At 71.7% G+C, this 20,495-nt stretch carries 20 protein-coding genes; 4 read left to right on the top strand and 16 right to left on the bottom strand.

Features of this window, described 5'->3' with window-relative positions:
- Positions 1–42 precede the first annotated feature (42 nt).
- Complete coding sequence (gene soxR, locus OHO27_RS34040; protein ID WP_328428793.1) at positions 43–543, bottom strand: redox-sensitive transcriptional activator SoxR; 501 nt, start codon at positions 541–543, stop codon at positions 43–45.
- Between the two features lie 115 nt (positions 544–658).
- On the opposite strand from soxR, the gene OHO27_RS34035 reads away from it, so the two are divergent.
- Positions 659–1,120, top strand: coding sequence for a MaoC family dehydratase (locus tag OHO27_RS34035; RefSeq protein ID WP_328428792.1), 462 nt, complete (start codon positions 659–661; stop codon positions 1,118–1,120).
- A gap of 24 nt (positions 1,121–1,144) precedes the next feature.
- Here the strand turns inward: OHO27_RS34035 and OHO27_RS34030 are convergent, their stop codons facing one another.
- The 3 genes from OHO27_RS34030 to OHO27_RS34020 all read right to left on the bottom strand — a co-directional run bounded on the left by OHO27_RS34030 (position 1,145) and on the right by OHO27_RS34020 (position 3,424).
- Positions 1,145–1,768, bottom strand: a complete 624-nt coding sequence (locus tag OHO27_RS34030; RefSeq protein WP_328428791.1) for a TetR/AcrR family transcriptional regulator — start codon at positions 1,766–1,768, stop codon at positions 1,145–1,147.
- 157 nt (positions 1,769–1,925) lie between these two features.
- Positions 1,926–2,213, bottom strand: a complete 288-nt coding sequence (locus OHO27_RS34025) for a YiaA/YiaB family inner membrane protein (RefSeq protein WP_328428790.1) — start codon at positions 2,211–2,213, stop codon at positions 1,926–1,928.
- Positions 2,214–2,272: 59 nt separating this feature from the next.
- Complete coding sequence (locus OHO27_RS34020; protein ID WP_328428789.1) at positions 2,273–3,424, bottom strand: acyl-CoA dehydrogenase family protein; 1,152 nt, start codon at positions 3,422–3,424, stop codon at positions 2,273–2,275.
- A gap of 104 nt (positions 3,425–3,528) precedes the next feature.
- Here OHO27_RS34020 and OHO27_RS34015 point away from each other — a divergent pair, with 104 nt between their 5' ends.
- The 3 genes from OHO27_RS34015 (at position 3,529) to OHO27_RS34005 (ending at position 6,289) form a co-directional block, all read left to right on the top strand.
- Positions 3,529–4,170, top strand: coding sequence for a TetR/AcrR family transcriptional regulator (locus tag OHO27_RS34015; protein ID WP_328428788.1), 642 nt, complete (start codon positions 3,529–3,531; stop codon positions 4,168–4,170).
- A gap of 45 nt (positions 4,171–4,215) precedes the next feature.
- Positions 4,216–4,938 (top strand): ArsR/SmtB family transcription factor, encoded by a 723-nt coding sequence (locus OHO27_RS34010; protein ID WP_443059650.1) that lies wholly within the window; start codon positions 4,216–4,218, stop codon positions 4,936–4,938.
- Between the two features lie 400 nt (positions 4,939–5,338).
- A complete protein-coding gene (locus tag OHO27_RS34005; RefSeq protein WP_328428786.1) occupies positions 5,339–6,289 on the top strand; it encodes a DMT family transporter in 951 nt (316 codons plus the stop codon).
- Here the strand turns inward: OHO27_RS34005 and OHO27_RS34000 are convergent.
- The 12 genes from OHO27_RS34000 to OHO27_RS33945 form a co-directional block, all read right to left on the bottom strand.
- On the bottom strand, positions 6,281–7,603 hold the full coding sequence (locus OHO27_RS34000; protein ID WP_328428785.1) for an MFS transporter: 1,323 nt from the start codon (positions 7,601–7,603) through the stop codon (positions 6,281–6,283). The two genes, OHO27_RS34005 and OHO27_RS34000, sit on opposite strands and share 9 nt — an antisense overlap.
- A gap of 193 nt (positions 7,604–7,796) precedes the next feature.
- The gene (locus OHO27_RS33995) at positions 7,797–8,876 is read right to left on the bottom strand and encodes a Zn-dependent alcohol dehydrogenase (protein WP_328428784.1); all 1,080 of its coding nucleotides are present in this window, start codon (positions 8,874–8,876) and stop codon (positions 7,797–7,799) included.
- An 11-nt stretch (positions 8,877–8,887) separates the two neighbouring features.
- A complete protein-coding gene (locus tag OHO27_RS33990; protein WP_328428783.1) occupies positions 8,888–10,276 on the bottom strand; it encodes an aldehyde dehydrogenase family protein in 1,389 nt (462 codons plus the stop codon).
- Between the two features lie 107 nt (positions 10,277–10,383).
- The gene (locus OHO27_RS33985; RefSeq protein WP_328428782.1) at positions 10,384–10,836 is read right to left on the bottom strand and encodes a DUF3574 domain-containing protein; all 453 of its coding nucleotides are present in this window, start codon (positions 10,834–10,836) and stop codon (positions 10,384–10,386) included.
- Positions 10,837–10,866: 30 nt separating this feature from the next.
- Positions 10,867–12,204: an ABC transporter ATP-binding protein gene (locus OHO27_RS33980; RefSeq protein WP_328428781.1), complete on the bottom strand. Its 1,338-nt coding sequence runs from the start codon at positions 12,202–12,204 to the stop codon at positions 10,867–10,869.
- Positions 12,205–12,366: 162 nt separating this feature from the next.
- Positions 12,367–13,236 carry a class F sortase gene (locus OHO27_RS33975; protein ID WP_328428780.1) on the bottom strand — a complete coding sequence of 290 codons (870 nt, stop codon included), beginning with the start codon at positions 13,234–13,236 and terminating at the stop codon, positions 12,367–12,369.
- Positions 13,226–13,825, bottom strand: a complete 600-nt coding sequence (locus tag OHO27_RS33970; protein ID WP_328428779.1) for a hypothetical protein — start codon at positions 13,823–13,825, stop codon at positions 13,226–13,228. The genes OHO27_RS33975 and OHO27_RS33970 overlap by 11 nt, the downstream gene beginning before the upstream one ends.
- 100 nt (positions 13,826–13,925) lie before the next feature.
- Positions 13,926–15,164, bottom strand: a complete 1,239-nt coding sequence (locus OHO27_RS33965) for an MFS transporter (RefSeq protein ID WP_328428778.1) — start codon at positions 15,162–15,164, stop codon at positions 13,926–13,928.
- Positions 15,165–15,205: 41 nt separating this feature from the next.
- On the bottom strand, positions 15,206–16,633 hold the full coding sequence (locus OHO27_RS33960; protein ID WP_328428777.1) for a CitMHS family transporter: 1,428 nt from the start codon (positions 16,631–16,633) through the stop codon (positions 15,206–15,208).
- Between the two features lie 139 nt (positions 16,634–16,772).
- Positions 16,773–19,010 (bottom strand): molybdopterin oxidoreductase family protein, encoded by a 2,238-nt coding sequence (locus tag OHO27_RS33955; protein ID WP_328428776.1) that lies wholly within the window; start codon positions 19,008–19,010, stop codon positions 16,773–16,775.
- Positions 19,011–19,228: 218 nt separating this feature from the next.
- Positions 19,229–19,843 carry a TetR/AcrR family transcriptional regulator gene (locus OHO27_RS33950; RefSeq protein WP_328428775.1) on the bottom strand — a complete coding sequence of 205 codons (615 nt, stop codon included), beginning with the start codon at positions 19,841–19,843 and terminating at the stop codon, positions 19,229–19,231.
- Entirely contained in the window at positions 19,840–20,469 is a 630-nt protein-coding gene (locus OHO27_RS33945; RefSeq protein ID WP_328428774.1) for a hypothetical protein, read from the bottom strand. Before OHO27_RS33945 ends, OHO27_RS33950 begins: the two co-directional genes overlap by 4 nt.
- Between the last annotated feature and the right edge of the window lie 26 nt (positions 20,470–20,495).

Genomic DNA, 20,495 nt, shown 5'->3' with positions numbered 1-20,495 from the left:
CGTCGGCGCCCGCGGCCCGCGGTCCCCATCTCTGCCCCGCCCCTACCTTCCGGCCCCGCCGCCGCTCCTCCCGTTCCCCCGGCCTCCCCCCTGTTCCACCATCAGGCGCGATCCCGCCCGGCGTTCGCCGAAGGCGTCGTTCGGGTTGGAGAGGACGCAGGTGTCCAGTGAGAGGCAGCCGCAGCCGATGCAGTCGGTCAAGTGGTCGCGGAGGCGGTTCAGTTGCTTGATGCGTTCGTCCAGCTCCGAGCGCCAGGCCTCCGACAGACGCGCCCAGTCCTCGTGGGTGGGGGTGCGCTCCTCGGGGAGTTCGGCCAGGGCGTCGCGAATCGTCGCCAGGGGGATGCCGACGCGTTGGGCGGCGCGGACGAAGGCGACCCGGCGGAGCGTGTCACGGGTGTAGCGGCGCTGGTTGCCGGAGGTGCGGCTGCTGCTGATCAGGCCCTTGGACTCGTAGAAGTGCAGGGCGGAGACGGCGGCGCCACTACGGGCGGCGAGCTGGCCGACCGTGAGCTCGTGGATCTTCTCGGGGATCTGGGGCACCCCACAAACCTACCTACCGCGGCACGCCCCGGTCCGTTGACAGGGGCTTCCCGGGCTAGCATGCTAAGCAGTTGCTTAGACATGGCTTGAGACACGCGACGCGAGAGGCCGGGACATGGCAGAGCCGAGGATCTTCACGGGCGCCGACGACCTGAAGGCGGCAGTGGGTGAGCAGCTGGGGTACACCGACTGGGTCGAGGTCGACCAGAAGCGGATCGACCTGTTCGCGGAGGCGACCGGCGACCACCAGTGGATCCATGTGGATCCCGAGAAGGCCGCCGCGGGGCCGTTCGGGACCACCATCGCCCACGGGTACCTCACCCTCTCCCTGCTCCCCCTCTTCGGACCCCGGCTCATCTCGGTCGAGGGCGTGAAGATGGGCGTCAACTACGGGACGAACAAGGTCCGCTTCCCCGCCCCGGTACCGGTCGGCTCCCGACTGCGCGCCACCGCCACCATCACAGGCGTCGACGACGTCACCGGCGGCGTCCAGGTGTCCGTCGCGTTCACCGTGGAGCGCGAGGGCGGGGACAAGCCAGTGTGCGTCGCCGAGTCCGTCTCCCGCTACTACTTCTGAGCCGCGCCCACCGCTGAACGCGGGCTACTTCGCCCCCACCATCCGCAGCACGAGGTCGGCGTACAGCGCGCCGACCTCGTCAGGCGTCCACGGGCCGTCGACGTTGAACCAGCGGGCCACATCGATGCACAGCGAGAGGACGGCGAGGGTCGTGCCCTTCACGTCCAGCACGTCGAAGGCACCGGCGGCCACGCCGTCCTCGATGATCCCGCGGACCTCGGCGTCGCACTGCCGGCGCAGCGCGAGGATCTCGTCGCGGGCGTCGGGGCCGAGCGAGTCCAGCTCGTACTGCACGACCCGCGCGGTCGTACGCCCCCCGGCGTGCCAGCGCACGAAGGAGCTCACCGCGTCGGCGAGCCGCTCGTCCGGCGTCCCCTCCCGGCGAGCCGCCGTCTGCAGGATCTCCAGCGCCTTTTCGTGACCGATCCTGCTGATGCGGTGGAGCAGCTCTTCCTTGGTCTTGTAGTGGATGTAGAGCGCAGCCGGGCTCATGCCGGCGCGGCCCGCGATGTCACGGGTCGTGGTGGCGTGGTAGCCGCGCTCGGCGAAGGCCTCCACGGCGGCGATCAGCAGCCGCCGGGCCGCGTCGGGCGTGACCTCACCCCACGCCGACGTCTCGCCGTCGGCCGTGTCCTCCGCCGTACTCATCGCTCACTCGCCCCTCTCGCTGACAGAGCCACCACCATACCGCCGATACTGAGCGAGCGCTTAGCGAGGCGGCCGGGAAGGGCCTGGACGAGCCGGACCCGAGGCGGATCCCAGCCGGACCGAGGCGGACACCAGCCGGTCCCGCACGCCTCGGGGCTCAGATCTTCTCGAAGGGGTCGTGATCTGCGAGCAGCTTCTCCAGCCGGGCCTGGTCGACGCGGCTGACGATCTGCCCGGCCTCCTGACGGTCCCGGATGACCTTGGCGAGCGTGAACGCCGAGGTCACCAGGTAGAGAACCGCGATCGCGAGGAAGCCGCGCACCCAGGCGTTGGCGCTCAGCTGGTAGATACCGATGCCGGTGGCGGCCATGGCGACCGCGAAGGACGCGACGGCCTGACCGTAGAAGGCGGCCGTACTCTGCTGCTTGACCGGTGTGTCACTCATGGGCCAAGGGTCGGCGAACGTGCCCCGCGCCACATCCGCTGAACTACTCAGCCAGGTACTCAGAACGCCGAAACCCCGGTCAGCGCCCGCCCGATGACCAGCTTCTGGATCTGGCTGGTGCCCTCGTACAGGGTCATCACACGGGCGTCCCGCAGCAGCTTGCCCGCCGGGTACTCGTCGATGTAGCCGTAGCCGCCGAAGACCTGGAGGGCGTTGTTGGCGGCGCGGACCGCGGCCTCCGAGGCGAACAGCTTGGCCTTGGAGGACTCGACGGCGAAGGGCAGCCCGCGGTCGATCAGGTCGGCGACCCGCCAGGTCAGCAGCCGCGCCGCGTCCACGTCGACGGCGATGTCGCTGATCAGCTCCTGGACCAGTTGGTGCCGGGCGATGGACTTGCCGAACTGCTCGCGCTCGCCGGCGTAGCGGACGGCCGCGTCAAGGGCGGCCTGGGCTATGCCCACGCACCCGGCGGCGACCGACATCCGCCCCTTGGCCAGCGCCGACATGGCGACCGAGAAGCCCTTGCCCTCCTCCCCCAGCATGGCCGCCGCGGGCACCCGTACGTCCTGAAGGACCAGCTCGGCGGTGGCCTGACCGCGCAGGCCGAGCTTGCCGTGGATGGTGCGGCGGGTCAGCCCGGGAGTGTCGGTGGGGACCAGGAAGGCGGAGACGCCCTTGTGGCCGGGTGCGTCGGTGGAGCGGGCGAAGAGCAGGACGACATCGGCCCAAGTGCCGTTCGTGATGAACATCTTGGTGCCGTTGAGGACGTAGTCGCCGCCGTCACGGACCGCCCGCGTGGCGAGATTGCCGGCGTCGGAGCCGGTGCCCGGCTCGGTGAGGCCGAAGCAGCCGACCTGCTCACCGGAGGTGAGCCCGGGCAGCCAGCGGCGCTTGTGCTCCTCGGTCCCCCAGGCGGCGATGGTCTTGGCGACCAGGCCGAGGGAGACCGACACGATCCCGCGCACCGAGGAGTCGCCCCGGCCCAGCTCCTCCGTGACCAGGCAGTACGCCAGATGATCGCCGCCCGAGCCGCCGTACTCCTCGTCGAGGGTCAGGCCCAGGAAGCCGACCTCGCCGAGCTTCTTGACGACTCCGCGGTCCACCTCCTCGGCCCGGTCCCACGCGATGACGTGCGGGGCGATTTCGCGGTCCACGAAGTCGCGGGCGAGTTGCCGGACGGCGGCCTGCTCGTCGCTGAGCTCCAGATTCATGCCGAGTCACCCCACAGAGAACGGACTTCGACGGCCGTACATGGATAGCCGCACATTTAAATTAGCACTGCTAGTTTCTGTCCGGCAGCCCTACTATGTGCGCCATGGCCCGACCGCGCAAGCCCCTCCTCAGCTACGACCGGATCGTCGCGACGGCTCGCGAACTCGTGGACGCGGAGGGCCTCGCGGCCGTCTCCACGCGTCGGCTCGCCGCCGAGCTGGGCGTGAGCGGGCCCTCCCTCTACAACCACTTCCGCACGAAGGACGACATCCTCGAGGCGGTCGCCGACTCGGTCAGCGCGCAGGTCGATCTGTCGATGTTCGAGGACGGCCGGGACTGGCGCACCGCGCTGCACGACTGGGCCGTCTCCTACCGGGCCGCCCTGCGCGACCACCCGAACATCGTCCCGGTCCTCGCCCGAGGCCCCGGCCGCCGCCCGGCCGCGCTGCGGCTCGCCGACGCCGTCTACGGCGCGATGGTCGAGGCGGGCTGGCCCCCGGCGCAGGCCACGTCCATCGGTGCGCTGATGCGGTACTTCATCATGGGCTCGGCGCTCGGTTCGTTCGCCGGGGGCTTCGTGGACGACGCGAGCGCGTACGACCCCGCCGACTACCCCCACCTCGGGCAGGCCCATCTCCTCGCCGAGCTGCAGGAGAAGATCGACGAGCGCGCCTTCGAGACGGGCCTGACGGCACTGCTGGACGGTCTCGCGCGGCAGTACGAGCAGGTCGGGCGGGCCACGTAGGCACGCCTGCTGATACTTCGGTGCCCGCCGAAGTGTCCGTGTCGCATGCTGGGACGCATGACCACCAGGGACCCCCAGGCATCGCAGCTGGCCCGTCTCGCCGGACTCGTCGCCGACGAGACCCGGGCAGCCTGTCTGCTGGCGCTGCTCGACGGGCGGGCGTGGACCGCCGGTGAGCTGGCCCGGCACGCCGGGGTCGCCGCGTCGACGCTGAGCGAGCATCTGGGCAAGCTCGTCGCGGGCGGGCTGCTGGCCGAGGAGCGGCAGGGGCGGCACCGGTACGTGCGGCTGGCCGACGCGCGGGTCGCCCAGCTGGTGGAGGACCTCGCCGCGCAGGTCGGCCCGGGGACGGACCGTCGGCCCCGGAACCTGCGGGAGTCCAGCGCGGGCTCGGCCATGGCCCGTGGCCGCACCTGCTACGACCATCTCGCCGGGCGGCTCGGCATCGCGGTCACGGATGCGCTGACCTCGCGCGGGCTGCTGCGGCAGGACACCGGGTTCGCGCTGACCGACGCGGGGCTGGGCTGGTTCGACGCGGTCGGCATTCCGCTCGACCGTGCAGGCCGCCGGCCGCTGGCCCGGGCCTGCCTCGACTGGACCGAACGCCGGCCTCATCTGGCCGGGGTCGCGGGCGCCGCTCTGTGCCGGCACGCGCTGGAGGTGGGGTGGTGTGTGCGGATCGGGTCGGAGCGTGCCGTGAAGGTGACTCCGTCGGGTGAGCGGGCGTTCGGGGAGCTGCTCGGAGTGGATGCGGGGGCGTTGCGGTGAGGCGGGCGACTGTGGGGTCGTGTCATTCGTCGTGTGCCGGGTGCGGGTGCGTGGGGGCGGGCGACTGTGGGGTCGTGTCATTCGTCGTGTGCCGGGTGCGGGTGCGTGGGGGCGGGTCGCGCAGTTCCCCGCGCCCCTTGGTGGGTTGAGTGGACGTCGGCCTGCCGGGAGCCGCCCCCGCCCCTTGGCCGGTGAACAGACGCCGGATTGTCAAGCGCAGCCCCCGCCCCTCAGTGACCAGCAGACGCCGAAACGCCCGGCACCACCCCCGCCCCTCGATGGCCCAGCAGACGCCGAAACGCCCGGCACCACCCCCGAATGTCAGGCACTGCCCCCGCCCCCATCGCCACGTCCGAAATCCGCGAGCCCTCGCCCTCCCTTTCCTCCTAGCCTCGGGAGCATGATGAGCACCTCCTCCGCGCACCCCGCCCGTCGTCCCGAGCTCCTCGCTGCCGGTGCGGCCACTGTGACCGTCGTGTTGTGGGCCTCGGCCTTCGTGTCGATTCGGAGTGCGGGGGCCGAGTACTCGCCCGGCGCGCTCGCGTTGGGGCGGCTGCTCGTCGGCGCGCTGGTGCTGGGGGGCATCTGCCTCGTCCGGCGGGAGGGGCTGCCGCCGCGGGCGGCCTGGCCCGGTATCGCGATATCGGGCCTGCTGTGGTTCGGCTTCTACAGCGTCGTGCTGAACTGGGGCGAGCAGCAGGTGGACGCCGGTACGGCGGCTCTCGTCGTGAACATCGGGCCCATCCTGATGGCGCTGCTGGCCGCCCGGGTGCTCGGCGATCCGATGCCGCCGCGGCTGGTGGCCGGGATGGCGGTGTCGTTCGCGGGCGCGGTGACCGTGGGGCTGTCGATGTCGGGTGGGGGTGGCTCCTCGCTGCTGGGCGTGGTGCTGTGCCTGCTCGCCGCGATCGGCTACGCGGGCGGTGCCGTGGCGCAGAAGCCGGCGCTCGGCCATGCGAGCGCGCTCCAGGTGACGACGTTCGGGTGCCTGGTCGGGGCGGTGCTCTGCCTGCCGTTCGCCGGGCAACTGATCGGCGATCTGGCCGACGCCTCGTTGTCGGCCACGCTCAACATGGTCTACCTGGGCGTCTTCTCGCTGGCGCTGGCCTTCACGACCTGGGCGTACGCCCTGGCCCGTACGACGGCCGGCCGTATGGGCGCGACCACGTACGCGGTGCCCGCCCTGGTCGTGCTGATGTCCTGGCTGGCGCTGGGCGAGGTGCCGGGGCTGCTCACCCTGGCGGGCGGGGCGCTGTGTCTGGCCGGGGTCGCCGTGTCGCGCTCCCGCGCACGGGCCGCCCGGGTCGTGGCCGGTGTGCCACAACCCGAGCAGACCCGCGAGTCAGCGTGAACGCGCCCTGTCCGCAAGGACCTTGATGGACAGCAGGGCGATCACCGAGAGCAGGATGATGTAGCCCGAGACCGCCAGCGAGGTGCCCGTGGCCTCCAGCAGCAGCACCATGACGAAGGGCGCGAGGCCGCCGCCGAGCACGGCCGCGATCTGGTACCCGAGGGAGGCGCCCGTGTACCGCATCTCGGGCGTGAACAGCTCGGCGAACAGAGCCGCCTGGGGGCCGTACATGATGCTGAGGAAACAGCTGGCGACGAACGTGCCGACCGCCAGCCACAGCAGCGAGCCGGTGTCGATCAGCAGGAACAGTGGTACGGCCCACAGCGCGATGCCGGCCGCGCCGATCGCGTAGATACGGATGCGGCCGAGCTTGTCGGAGAGCGCGGCGGCGGCCGGGATCAGCACCAGCTGGGTGAGGCTGATGCAGAGCGAGACGGTGAGCACGGCGCTCTTCTTCATACCGAGTTCGCGGGTCGTGTAGTCGAGCACGCCGGTGATGATGATGTAGAAGGTCGCCGTGTTCACGGCGAAGGAGCCGCCGGCGAGGAGCACCGTACCGAGGTGCTCGCGCAGGATCGTACGCAACGGAGAGGGCTGCTCGGCCTTCTCCTGATCGGCCAGCTTCTTCTCCGCCTCCCGGAATTCGGGGGTCTCCTCGACGCGCGTGTGGATGTACCAGGCGAGCACGAGGACGAACAGGCCGACGAGGAACGGCACGCGCCAGGCCCAGGCCGCGAACTCGGAGTCGGTGGTGAACGCGCCGGCCAGCAGGAACACCGTGTTGGCGGTCACCACGCCGATGGGGACGCCGAGTTGGACGAAGCTGCCGTAGATGCCGCGTTTGCCCTCGGGGGCGTACTCGGTGGCCATGAGCATCGCGCCGCCCCACTGGGCGCCTACGGCGATGCCCTGCAGCACGCGGAAGAGGACGAGCAGGATCGGGGCGGCGACGCCGATCGTGTCGTAGGTCGGGAGCAGGCCGATGCCGGTGGTGGCGAGGCCCATCAGGGTGAGCGCGAGGACCAGCATCGGCTTGCGGCCGCGCTTGTCGCCCAGCTGGCCCGCGACGATGCCGCCGATGGGCCGGGCCAGGAAGCCGACGGCGAAGGTCGCGAAGGACGCGAGCACCCCGGCGGTCGGGCTGCCGGCCGGGAAGTACAGGTCGCCGAGAACGAGAGCGGCTGCGATGCCGAAGACGAAGTAGTCGTACCACTCCACGGCCGACGCGAGAGCGGCAGCGGTGGCGACGCGGCGGCGGTTGCCGACGGCGGACGCGGTAGGGGTGAGCGGCTGGGCAGAAGGTGCCGTGTCCATGCGTGCACACTCCGGTGGGTGCGGGGGACGGAACGGGGGGTGGCTCGGGTTCCGGGGAACGTACTGACCGGACGGTATGGACGTCAACGGGTCGCACAGCAGGAGTTTTGCCTGTACATGGCACGCAGAACACGGTCCGGACATGCCGGGAGCCCCGGCCTCGCTCGGAGGCCGGGGTGCGCGGAAAGCAGGGCTAGAACACCACCAGCGCCCTGCCGCCCTTCCCCGCGAGCATGTTCTCGAAGGCCGCCGGGATGCCCTCCAGGCCGATCCGTTCCGTCACGAGCACGCCCAGGTCCAGGCGGCCCGCGCGCACGTGCTCGGCCAGGACCGGCACGTCCCGCGCCGGGTCGGAGTTGCCGTAGACGCAGCCGGCGAGGGTCCGGCCCCAGTGGAAGATCTCCAGGGCGTTGAAGGTGACCTGCTGGTCCTTGCCGCCGATGCCGACGACCGTGGTCCGGCCGCCGCGGCGGGTGGAGTCCCAGGCCGTGCGGATCGTGGCCGCGCGTCCCACGCACTCGACGGCCACGTCCACGCCCTGCTTGTCCGTCAGCCCGCGGATCTCACGGGCGGTGTTCTCGGAGGCGACCACATAGTCGGTGGCTCCGGCCGCGCGCGCCAGTTCCTCCTTCGCCGGGGAGACGTCGACCGCGACGATGCGCCCGGCACCCGCGATACGGGCCGCCTGCAGTGCCGCGAGGCCCACTCCCCCGACGCCGTACACCGCGACCGTCTCGCCGGGCTGGACCCTGGCCGAGTGGTGGACGGCGCCGTAGCCGGTGAGGACCGCGCAGCCGAGGAGGGCGGCGTCGGCGAGGGGGATGCCGGCCGGGAGCGGCAGGACGCAGCCCGATGACACGACCGTCTCCTCGGCGAACGCGGCGACGTTCAGACCGGGGTGCAGGTCGGTGCCGTCGGCAGTGCGGGCGTACACGTCGGCGGCGCCGTTGAGGGCGTTGGCGCACAGCCAGACCTCGCCGAGCGAGCAGGCGTGGCAACTTCCGCAGGACGGGGCCCAGTTGAGGACGACCTCGGTGCCGGGCGCGACATGGGTGACGCCCTCGCCGACGGCGACGACCGTGCCGGCGCCCTCGTGGCCGAGGACGGCGGGGACCGGCACCCGCATGGTGCCGTTGGACAGGGACAGGTCGGAGTGGCACACCCCGGCGGCGGCGAGACGGACGCGGACCTGGCCGGGGCCGGGGTCGGGAAGCTCGATGTCCGTGATCTCCAGCGGGGCGCCCACTTCGGGCAGGACGGCTGCGCGTACCACGTGAACGCTCCTCAGAACTGCAGGGACTTGGTCTGGAGGTACTCGGCGAGACCGTACGAGCCGAGCTCGCGGCCGACGCCGGACTGCTTGTAGCCGCCGAAGGGGGCGAGCGGGTTGAAGCGGCCGCCGTTGATGTCGACCTGCCCGGTGTCCATACGGCGGGCGAAGGCCACCGCCTCCGCCTCGTCCCCCGCCCAGACCGCGCCGGCGAGGCCGTAGACCGTGCCGTTGGCGATGCGCAGGGCGTCCTCCTCGTCCTCGTAGCGAAGGACCGACAGGACCGGGCCGAAGATCTCCTCCTGGGCGATCGTCATCTGCGGGGTGACGTCGGCGAAGACGGTCGGGGAGACGAAGTAGCCCTGTTCGCGCGGGGATTCGGGGCCGCCGGCCACCAGCCGCGCGCCCTCCGCCACGCCCTTCTCGATGTAGCCGCGCACCCGCTCCTGCTGCTTGGCGTTCACCACCGGGCCGATCCGCTCGCCGTACTTCGCGGCGGCGGCCGTGGCCAGCTCGACGGCCTCGTCGTACTGGTCCCGGTGCACCAGCATCCGCGTCCAGGCGCTGCACGTCTGCCCGGAGTTGGACATGACGTTGGCGACGCCGACGTTGACCGCCTTGGCCAGGTCGGCGCTCGGCAGGATGACATTGGCCGACTTGCCGCCGAGCTCCAGGGCGACCTTCTTGATCGCCGCGCCGGCGACCGAGGCGATCTGCCGGCCGACGGCCGTGGAGCCGGTGAAGGAGACCAGGTCGACACCCGGATGCTCGGCGAGCGCTTGGCCCGCGACCGGGCCGAGGCCGGTGACCAGGTTGAAGACGCCCGCGGGGACGCCGGCCTCGTGCACCGCCTCGGCGAAGAGCTGGGCGACCAGCGGGGTGTCCTCGGCGGGCTTCAGCACGACCGTGCAGCCGGCGGCCAGCGCCGGGGCGACCTTGGCGACGATCTGGTGGAGCGGGTAGTTCCAGGGCGTGATCGCGCCGACCACGCCGATGGGCTCGTGGTGGACGGTGGAGTTGCCGGCCTTCTCCTCGAAGGCGTACGTCGCCGCGAGCTCGGCGTACACGCCCGCGACCGCGATCGGCAGGCCCGCGTGGACGTTCTGCGAGAGCTTCAGCGGCGAGCCGAGCTCCGCGGTGACCGTCTCGGCGATCTCGTCCTTGCGGGCCTCCAGGGCGTCCCGGAGGGCGGTCAGCCGGGCGGCCCGTTCCGCGGGAGGGGTCGCGGCCCAGGTCGGGAGGGCCGCACGGGCCGCCCGCACGGCGCTGTCGACGTCGGCGGCCGTACCGGCCGCGACCCGGCCGATGACCTGCTCGTCGGCCGGGTTCACGACGTCGATGGTGTCCGGGCCGGTGGCGGGGCGCCACTCGCCGTCGATGTACATGCCGTCGTGCGCCTTCATGGTGCGTCCTCCCGGGCTGGGCCGTGTCGTCGTACGACTCATAAACTAGCGGCGATAGTTTTCGGGCGCCAGGCATCCCCTGACTTCGCGCCGGGCATCCCCTGGCTTCAGAAGTCCGCCCTGGCCCTGTCGTCCACCCTAGCCACGGCCTCCTGGCCGTACTGCTTCGCGTAGGCCCGGCGGATCTCCTCGATCTTCCCGTCGTTCGCGGTCGCCCGCTCCACCGGGTACAGCAGGATCAGCTCGTGCGACCGCTCCTTCTCGATCGCCCCGCTCGCGTCCCGCCACCGCCCGCGCCCGCTCTGCACGGTCAGGCCGTCCGGGAAGTCCGGCGTGACCTCCCTGTCGACGAACGCCATGAACTGCCGGTCGGTGACGGCCGGACCGCCGTCGGGGCGCGCGGTGCCGAAGAAGAGCTGTGTCTCGACGTACGGCTCCCCCCGCGACGGCGCCGGGGCGGTTCCGTCGTCGAGGGTGGCGTACGCGGTGGGCGCACCGACGGCCAGCAGCAGACCGGACACCGTCAAGGCGGTCCCGGTTCGGGTGAGTTGCACATTCATGCACCCATAGCCACCTATGCCCGAGGTGTCTCATTCATCCAAATCCGGCAGTCGCGCCGGGGCCGGGCAGATGCGGTCGCCGTGCTGGTCGAAGACGAACAGGTGGGCGATGTCGACGAGGAGCGGCACCTGCATGCCGTGCCGCAGGTCGATGTCGGGCGTGGTGCGCACGATGAGGTCGCCGGGCAGGCGGCCCTCGGGCGGCGCCAGACCGGCAGCGGCGTCGGCCGGATGCTCCAGCGTCACCACCGGCCCGGCACGCAACGCGCCCGCCTTGCCGCGGAGCCGCTCCAGCACCGTGCCGGCGTCACGGCGGCGGCGCCGGACCGGCGGGACGGGGCGTGGTGCCTCCAGGTCCGGTACGACGGCCGGCTGGGAGCCGGTGTTGAAGTGGACGAGGACCTCGTGCCCCTGGAACTCCACGTGCTCGACGAGGCCGGTGATGTGCACCTCGCCGGGGCGGGCGGTGGCGGGCGAGGCGATCCGCACCGCCTCCGAACGCAGCCCCACGATCACCTCACGGCCCTGCTGGACGCGGAGCAACTGGTGGTCCAGGGACAAGGGCTCGGGCAGCCGGAGGTACTGCTTGCCGAGGCTGATGGTCATCGCGCCGTCCAGCGGGGCGCGCACCAGGCCGCGCAGAAGGTTGATGCGCGGGGTGCCGATGAAGGCGGCGACGAAGACGTTACGGGGCAGGGCGTACACCGAACGCGGGGTGCCGACCTGCTGGAGGACGCCGCCGCGCAGGACGGCCACCCGGTCGCCGAGCGACATCGCCTCGGCCTGGTCGTGGGTGACGTACACCGTGGTGACGCCCAGCTTCCGGGTGAGGGAGGAGATTTCGGCGCGCAGGTGGTTGCGCAGTTTGGCGTCGAGGTTGGACAGCGGCTCGTCCATCAGGAAGGCGGTGGGGTGGCGGGCGATGGCCCTGCCCATGGCGACGCGCTGGCGTTCGCCGCCGGAGAGCTGGGCGGGGAAGCGGTCGAGGAGGTCCTCGATGCCCAGCATGCGCGCGGTGGCGTCCACTCGTGCGCGGGGATCCTCGCCGGGCGACTCGATGCGCAGCGGGAAGCCGATGTTGTCGCGGCTGGTCATGCTCGGGTAGAGGGCGAAGTTCTGGAAGACCATCGCCATGTGCCGGTCGGCGGGCAGCAGGTCGTTGGACCACTCGCCGTCCAGCAGCAGCTCGCCCTCGTCGATCTCCTCCAGCCCGGCGATCATCCTCAGCACGGTGGACTTGCCGCAGCCGGAGGGCCCGAGGAGGACGAGGAATTCGCCGGGCTCGATGTCCAACGAGAGCCGGTCCACGACCCGGACGCCTCGCGTGTACGACTTGCTCACGTGGTGCAGGGATATGGCGCGTGTCATGACGGCTGCCCCCGGGGGCTCATTTGCTCCGCGGTCGAACGCCTCGTGCGGTCGTACGAGACGTATGAGTCACGGAAGTTAACGGAATGTGTGCGGCTGAGGGAAGGGACTGGGCGGAATCGGGCGTCGCGGTCCGGGAAACGAGAAAGCGGACGCCCGAATTCAGCGCTTGCCGGCCGTCGCGCGCGGCTCACCGGTCGCGAGGAGATGGGCGAAGACGACGACGTTGCCCGAATAGCCGGTCCGGCGGTCGTAGTTGCCGCCGCAGGTGATCAGCCGCAGCTCCGGGCGGCTCCGGACGCCGTACACCTCCCGGTTGGGGAACTTGTCCTTCTCGTACGACTTGATGGCGTCCACCTTGTAGACGGCGGTCCGCCCGTCGGCTCGCCGGACCTCGACGCGTTTGCCGCGCTTCAGTTGGCCGAGACCGCCGAAGACGGCGGGGCCGGTGTTCGTGTCGAGGTGGCCCACCGCGATGGCCGTGCCCTGCTCCCCGGGTGACGCCCCGTCGGCGTACCAGCCGGCCACCTCGGGCTCGTTCTCGGGGGGTGCGGGCAGTCGCCGCTCGCTGTCGAGGCGCAGGTCGATGAGGGTGGCGTCGACGCCGATGTAGGGGATGACGAGGCGGGTCGCACGGGAGCGGGGCAGCGGGCGGGGCGCGGCCGGGCGCTTGGCCGCCTTCTCCTTGTCGGCGGGGCTCGGAGGTGGCAGGGAGGGACTGTTGGCCGCGCTTTCGGGCGGGGCCTCCGTTTCGGAGCGAGTGGGCTGCCACGGCGTCGCCTCACGCGCGGTGGCGCCCGCGTCCGTGGAGCCGGGGCGGGAGTCGGCGCCCGTCCCGCCGGCACCGGTTCCGGTGCCGGCGGATCGGACCTCGGAGGCCTCGGGGGAGCCCGGAGCGGCCGTATCCCCTCCGGGCCGCTCGTGGTCGCACCGGACGCCGACCACCACCAGCGCGGCGGCCAGTACGGCCGTCCTCGTCAGACGATAGGCGCGCCTCCGGTACCAGGGCCTGCGTCGCCTCCTACGCGCCATGCGTACGACGACGGAGCCGGAACCACATCACCCCGCCCACCGCGGCCAGGCCGACGACACCGGCGCCGGCGACTGTGGTGAACGCCTCGTCGCGAGCGATCCCGCCGCCCCCTGCGGGCGGACCGCCCTGCGGGCCGGGCGAGGGCGTCGACATCGAGGACCGGCAGTCGACCGTGAAGGGCTTCTCCCGCTCGGGGGCCGTGGCGCCCGGGTACGTCCAGTAGAGCCGGTACTGCCCGTCGGGCAGCGTCAGGTCCACGGAGTGGCCGGCGCCGTTCGCGAGGTTGATGGTCCCGGTGAGCCCGGCAGCTCCGCCGGCCGGGGGTTCAGCCGCGATGCGGTAGGTGGCGGTCGTCACCTCTTCGAAGTTGACGGCGTCGAGGTAGAACCGGCAGACCCGCGGCTCGTCGATCGCGTCTCCGTACGGCGTGCGCGCGACCCCGTCCCACGGCGCCGTGTGGATCTTGATGGTGGCATTCTCCTGTGCGCCCGCCGTCGGCACCCCGGACAGCGGCGTGAGCGCGGCAGTGAGCGCCGTGACGGCGGCGATACGCAGTCCGGCGCGGCGTGGAAGAGGCGTGGTGGGCATGCGAGTCCTCCGAGTCAGACGATTTTCGTACAAATCGCGCTTTGCCTGACTCTCTTTCACATGCGCGCGACGAATCGGGGGAGCATCGCCCTACGACCCGTCAGATACCACTCTTTCGCCGCAATGCCGGTCTGGCTCCGCCCCGCTCACCGCCGCCCTCCGACTCCCCCGCCGGCCTCGCCGGCGCCCGCAGCGCGACCCCCGCCGACAGCAGCAACAGCGCCCCCAGCATCACGAACGGCGCCGCCACGCCCGCGAGACCCGCGATCAGGCCCGCCGACGCGGGCGCGGCGACCTGCCCGAGGCGGTTGCCGGTCAGCCGCAGCGCGAGGGCGGTGGAGCGGGCACCGTCGGGGGCCGCCCTGACGACCGTCGTCATGGACAGCGGCTGCCCCACGCCGAGGCAGAAGCCGAGGACCGCCAGGATCAGAGCCAGCGCCCACACCGGCACCGGCAGCGCGATCCCGGCGCACAGCAGGGCCGCCAGCAGACAGGTCACGGTCAGCAGCAAGGTCCGGCCGAGGAGCCGCAGCAGGGGCGTCAGAACCAGGCGGCAGGCGATGGTGGCCGCGGCGCGCAGGCTGAGCAGGAGGCCGATCACGGACGGGGCGATGCCCCGGTGCTCGCCGACCACCGGGAGGTAGGCGGTGAGGATGTCGGTCGCGGACAGCACGGCGAGGCTGATGAAGATGCCGGCGGGCACACCCCGGGCGCGCAGGATGCGCCGGACGGGGACGCGCTCGCCCCGGTCCTTGCCGGACTCTGCCGTCGTACGGCTCTCTATGCGCCACAGCGAGGTCAGCGCGACCGCGCCGCCCGCGCCCGCCACCAGCAGGGCGAGTGCGCTGGTCCCGGCCATGTCCCCGCCGCCGATCAGCGCACCCGCGGCGATCGGGCCGACCAGCTGGCCGAGCGAGGCGCCGATCGTGAAGTGGCCGAAGTTGCGGTCCTGTTCGTGCGGGGCGGACTGGCGGGCCACGAGCGACTGGGCGCCGATGACGAAGCAGAGATGGCCGAGGCCCATGACCCCGCTCCAGACCGCCATCGCCCACAGGGAGTCCGCGAGGCCGCTCATGGCGCAGCCGCCGGATATCAGGACGACGCCGACGGGCAGCAGCGGCGCACAACGGCCGTGGTCGGTGCGGCGGCCCAGCGGGACGGCGACGAACAGCGGGAGCAGGGCGTACACCCCCGCGATCACGCCGATCGCCCGCTCGTCGGCGCCCAGCGCGAGGGCCCGGTAGGAGACGGCGGGCCGGGCCATCGACACCGCCCCCTGCGCGAAGCTGAAGGCGATGACGAGGCGGAGCAGCCAGCCGCGCTTCCCACCGGGCGCCATGATCGTGTTCCTCCCAGACTTGGAGATGCTTGCTCGCGGGGTCAGATGATTCCGAAGAGGACTCCCGCCGCGAGGATGACGAGGCAGGTGAGCGCCGCCCACTTCACCACGAACTTGGTGTGGTCGCCGAACTCCACCTTGGCCATGCCGACCAGGACGTACACGGCCGGGACGAGCGGGCTCGACATGTGCAGGGGCTGGCCGACCAGGGAGGCGCGGGCCATCTCCAGCGGGGTGACGCCGTGCGCCGCGCCGGCCTCGGCGAGGACCGGCAGGACGCCGAAGTAGAAGCCGTCGTTCGACATGAAGTAGGTGAGCGGGAGGCTCAGGACGCCGGTGACCAGGGCCATGTGCGGGCCCATGCCCTCGGGGATGACGTCCACCATCCACTTGGCCATGTGGTCGACCATGCCGGTGCCCTGGAGGACGCCGGTGAAGACGGCGGCGGCGAAGACCATGCCGGAGACGTTGAGGACGTTGTCGGCGTGGGCGGCGAGGCGCGCCTTCTGGTCCGGGATGTGCGGGAAGTTGACCGTCAGGACGAGCGCGGCGCCGAGCAGGAACAGCACCGGGATCGGCAGCCACTCCATGATCATGGCGGTCAGCAGGACGCCCGTGAGCAGCGCGTTGAACCAGTACAGCTTGGGACGCAGCGTGGGCCGGTTCGGGTCGAGGACCTGGAAGCGCTCCGCGTCGCCGTCCTCGTCGTCGCTCTCGGCGTCCGTGCCGGAGCCGCCGCCGCCGGTGGCCTTGCCCGCGCCGGAAGCACCGGAACCGGAACCGGCGCCGACGAGAACCGTCTCGGTCTCCTTCTCCTCGGCCTTCTCCTCGACCAGGACCTGGTCGAGCGTGAGCACACCCAGGCGCTTGCGCTCGCGCAGGCCGAGGAAGTACGAGAGGACGAAGACGGCCACGAGACCGACGGCGAGGGCCGGGATCATCGGGACGAAGATGTCGCTGGCGTCGAGCTTGAGCGCGGTGGCTGCACGGGCGGTCGGGCCGCCCCAGGGCAGCGTGTTCATCACGCCGTTGGCCATCGCGGCGACACCGGTCATCACGACCAGGCTCATCTTCAGGCGCTTGTACAGCGGGTACATCGCCGAGACGGTGATCATGAAGGTGGTCGAGCCGTCGCCGTCGAGCGAGACGATCGCGGCGAGGATCGCCGTGCCGACCACGATCCGCATCGGGTCGGCCTTGCAGAACTTCAGGATTCCCCGAACGATCGGGTCGAAAAGGCCGACATCGATCATCACACCGAAGTAGACGATCGCGAACATGAGCATCGCCGCGGTGGGGGCGAGGTCGGTGACGCCGTCGAGGACGTAGTCACCGAGCTTGGCGCCCTTCCCGACGAAGACGCAGAACAGTGCCGGGATCAGCACGAGCGCCGCGATCGGCGACATCTTCTTCATCATGATCAGGACCAGGAAGGTCGCGATCATGGCGAAGCCAAGGATGGTCAGCATGAGTGGATACCTAACGTTCGCCCTTGAACGACCCACCAGGGCCGGCGGTGCGTTGACGTTAGGTCCCGTCAAGCGGCGTTAACAAGACGTTGACATGCGAGCAATAAGCGCAAAACTGCTGGTCACAGCTTTGCACTGCTCACAGCGCTGATCCCGTGGCGAGTTTTACGGGTATGCCGTTTAGGACCGCGTTGCCCGAGAGCGGGTCGAGCAGGCTGCCGTCGAGGAGCTGGTTGACGTTGACGCCGGGGTCCTTCAGCGCATGGTTCAGCCGGGTGCCGGGGCGGTTGTGGCCCCAGCCGTGCGGCAGGCTGACGACACCGGGGCGGACCGCGTCGGTGACCTCGGCCTCGGTGACCACCTCCCCGCCGGCGCCCTTCACACGCACGGGCGCACCGTCGCGCAGCCCCAGGCGCTCGGCGTCCTCGGGGTGGATGTGCAGGGTGCAGCGGTTGGTGCCGCCGGTGAGGGCGGGCACGTTGTGCATCCAGCTGTTGTTGGAGCGCAGATGGCGGCGGCCGACCAGGACGAGCCCGTCGGTGCGTTCGCGCAGGGCCGCCCGCAGGCGGGGCAGGTCGTCGGCGATGGGCCGCGGCAGCAGCTCCACCTTGCCGCTGACGGTCTTCAGCGGCTGCGGCAGCCGGGACTTCAGCGGCCCGAGGTCGATGCCGTGCGGATGCGCGAGCAGTTTCTCCAGGGAGAGCCCGTCCGGTCGTGCGCCGAAGCCGTCGCCGTACGGGCCGAGGCGCAGCATCATGTCGAGGCGCCGCTCGGGGCCGTTCACGCCGGTGAGTTGCGCGGCGAGTTCCTTCGGATCGCGGCCGTGGACCGGGGAGTGCACTTCCTTGACCGCCTTGCCGAGGGTCTGGTCGATGACCAGCGTGTCGACCGCGGCCGGGTCGGCGCCGTGCATGCCGGTCGCGGCCAGGATCAGCCGGGCCAGGATCTCGGCCTCGGCCATCCGGCCCGGCTCCAGCGGGACGGCGGGGCGGGTGTAGCGGACCTGGTTGCGGACGGCGAGGGTGTTGAAGGCGAAGTCGTGGTGCGGGCTCTGCGAGGGCGGGGGCGGCGGGAGCACGACGTGGGCGTGGCGCGAGGTCTCGTTGAGGTACGGGTCGACGCTGACCATGAAGTCGAGCGCGTCGAGGGCCTTGTCGAGACGGTCACCGTCGGGGGCCGACAGGACCGGGTTGGCGGCGACCGCGATGAGGGCCCTGATCGGCTCGCCCTCCTCGGTGGCCGTGTCGATCTCCTCGGCGAGCGCGGACAGGGGCAACTCCCCCTTGGCCTCGGGGTGCCCGCTCACCCGCGACTGCCAGCGCCCGAGCGCGAAGCCGTGTCCGGGTCCTGCGGGGCGGGGCGTCCTGTCGGTGGCCGCCTGCGGGAAGAGGGCGCCGCCGGGGCGGTCGAGGTTGCCGGTGAGGATGTTGAGAACGTCGACCAGCCAGCTGGCCAGGGTGCCGTGCGGGACGGTGCAGCTGCCGATACGGCCGTAGACGGCGGCGGTGGGTGCGGCGGCCAGCTCGCGGGCGAGGGCGCGGATCGTGCCGGCGTCCACATCACAGGCGTCCGCCACGGCTTCGGGACTGAAGCCCCGTACGGCGTCGGGGAGTTCGTCGAGCCCCTGGAGGTGCGGCGCCAGCTCACCGGGAGCCACGAGCCCTTCCTCGAACAGGACGGACGCCATCGCCGCGAGGAGCAACGCGTCCGTGCCGGGCCGGATCGCGATGTGCCGGTCGGCGAGCTTGGCGGTGCGGGTGCGGCGCGGGTCGATGACGGTGAGGGTGCCGCCGCGGGCCTTGAGCGCCTTCAGCTTGCCCGGGAAGTCGGGGGCGGTGCACAGGCTGCCGTTGGACTCGAGGGGGTTCGCGCCGATGAGCAGCAGGTGGTCGGTGTGGTCCAGGTCCGGTACGGGGATCGCGAGGGCGTCGCCGAAGAGCAGGCCGCTGGAGACGTGCTTGGGCATCTGGTCGACCGTGGAGGCGGTGAAGATGCTGCGGGTGCGCAGGCCGGCGAGCAGGACCGGCGGATAGAGCGCACCGGCCACGGTGTGCACGTTGGGGTTGCCGAGCACGACGCCCACCGAGTTCGGCCCGTACCGCTCGACGACCGCCCGGACACCGGCGGCGACCGCGTCGAAGGCCTCCTCCCAGGTGGCCTCGCGCAGCTCGCCGTCCGTGCGCACGAGCGGGGTGCGCAGCCGGTCGGGGTCACCGTCGACGGCCCCGAAGGAGGCGCCCTTGGGGCAGATGAACCCCTGGCTGAACACATCGTCACGGTCACCGCGGGCACCGGTGACCGCGGTCCCCTCGATGGTGAGCGTCAGGCCGCAGGTGGCCTCGCACAGGGGGCAGATGCGCAGTGCGGTGCGGGACACGGGTCCTCCCGGGTTGGCGACGGCGGTGGCGCGCGGGTGAGGCCGAGCATACCGACCGGTATGCACGGAGGGGAGTCCTCGCGGGGTGTGAGGTCGGAAATTCGCGAGCCGTCGGCCCTCCGGACGGCGGGGCGCCTCGGTCCGGTAGCCGCGTCAGCCCGTCGGAGCGTCGGTCCGGCACCCGACAGGGCTGCCGGTGCGGCACCTGGGCGCGGCCGTCAGTCCAGCACCCGGGCCAGATACGCCCGCAGCATCTCGCGCGCCTCCACGATGATCCGTTCGTCGCCCTCCGGGGCCACCCGGAACGCGAGGTGGACCAGGGTGTCGGCGGTTTCGACGGCGATGAGGAAGGTGCGCCGGAGGTCCTCGTCGGGTTCGCGGCCGAGGTAGCCGGAGAGCAGGTCGGTGAGGGCGTCGGCGACGCGGTGGTTGGGCTCGCCGCGGGTGCCGACGGGGATCTGGTTGCCGAAGTCGACGAGGGAGAAGCCGGGCGCGGTGCGCTTCATGGCGATGTACTCGTCGAGCACGGCGTCCATCGCCGCACGCCAGCCCCCGTCACCGGCCTCCTTGAGCCGGTCGGTGACGCGGGCGGCGTAGCGCTCCAGGTTGCGCTGGGCCAGGGCGTCGGCCATCTGGCGCTTGTTGCCGAAGAACCGGTAGACCGAGCCGATGGGCACGCCGGCGCGCTGGGCGACGGCCCGAGTGCTCAGGTCGTCGTAGCCGACCTCGTCGAGGAGGTCGGCGCAGGCGTCCAGGATCCTGGTGAGCCGTTCGGCGCTGCGCCGCTGCACAGGCGCCCTGCGAAGCGTGTCTGGGTGGGGCACGGTCTTCATGATGCCTTTCCGCCTCGGTCCGGTGAACCTCGACCCCCTGTACGGAAGCGGGTACCCGGCGCGCTCAGTGCCGCGGCGGAGGCTGTCGACGCCGGTGCCGGTGTCACGGTCGTCTCCGCCTCCGATGCCGTGATGTCGGCCGCGCTCTCGACGGGTTCGTCGCCCACGGCCCACACCGTGCCGTCGTCCGCATACAGCCGGACGGTGACCTGGTGGGTGCCGCGCGGGACGAGCTCCGCCGGGAGACGGTGGCCGGGGCTGCGCAGCCGGGCGACGAGGCGGTCGTCGACATAGAGGTACGCGAGCCCCCGCCCGGCGACCACCCGCTCCGGCGTACCGGCGGGCGAGAAGCGGAAGTTGCGGACCGTCAGCCGTACGTCCCAGCCTCGGTCGCCGACGTCCGGATCCGGCTGTACCTCGATGCCGACCTCGGGGGCGTCGCCCTTGTCCACCTCGCGATAGTGCCGCCCCTGCTCGTCGGTGTCGTCGAGGACCTTGCCCACCGGCGAGGGAGAGACTCCGTCCGCACCCTGTTGCCGCGCGTCATCGGAGCCGCAGCCCGCGGATCCGGTCACCAGCAGGACACAGACCGCGAGCGCGGCGAGCAGGGTCCGCGTCCACGACATGCCCGGGAGACTAGAACACCGGTCCG

This window comes from Streptomyces sp. NBC_00443 (assembly GCF_036014175.1).
Classification (GTDB): Bacteria; Actinomycetota; Actinomycetes; order Streptomycetales; family Streptomycetaceae; genus Streptomyces.
The sequence above is the reverse complement of the archived record's forward strand: the minus strand, read 5'-3'. Positions and strand labels throughout refer to the sequence as shown.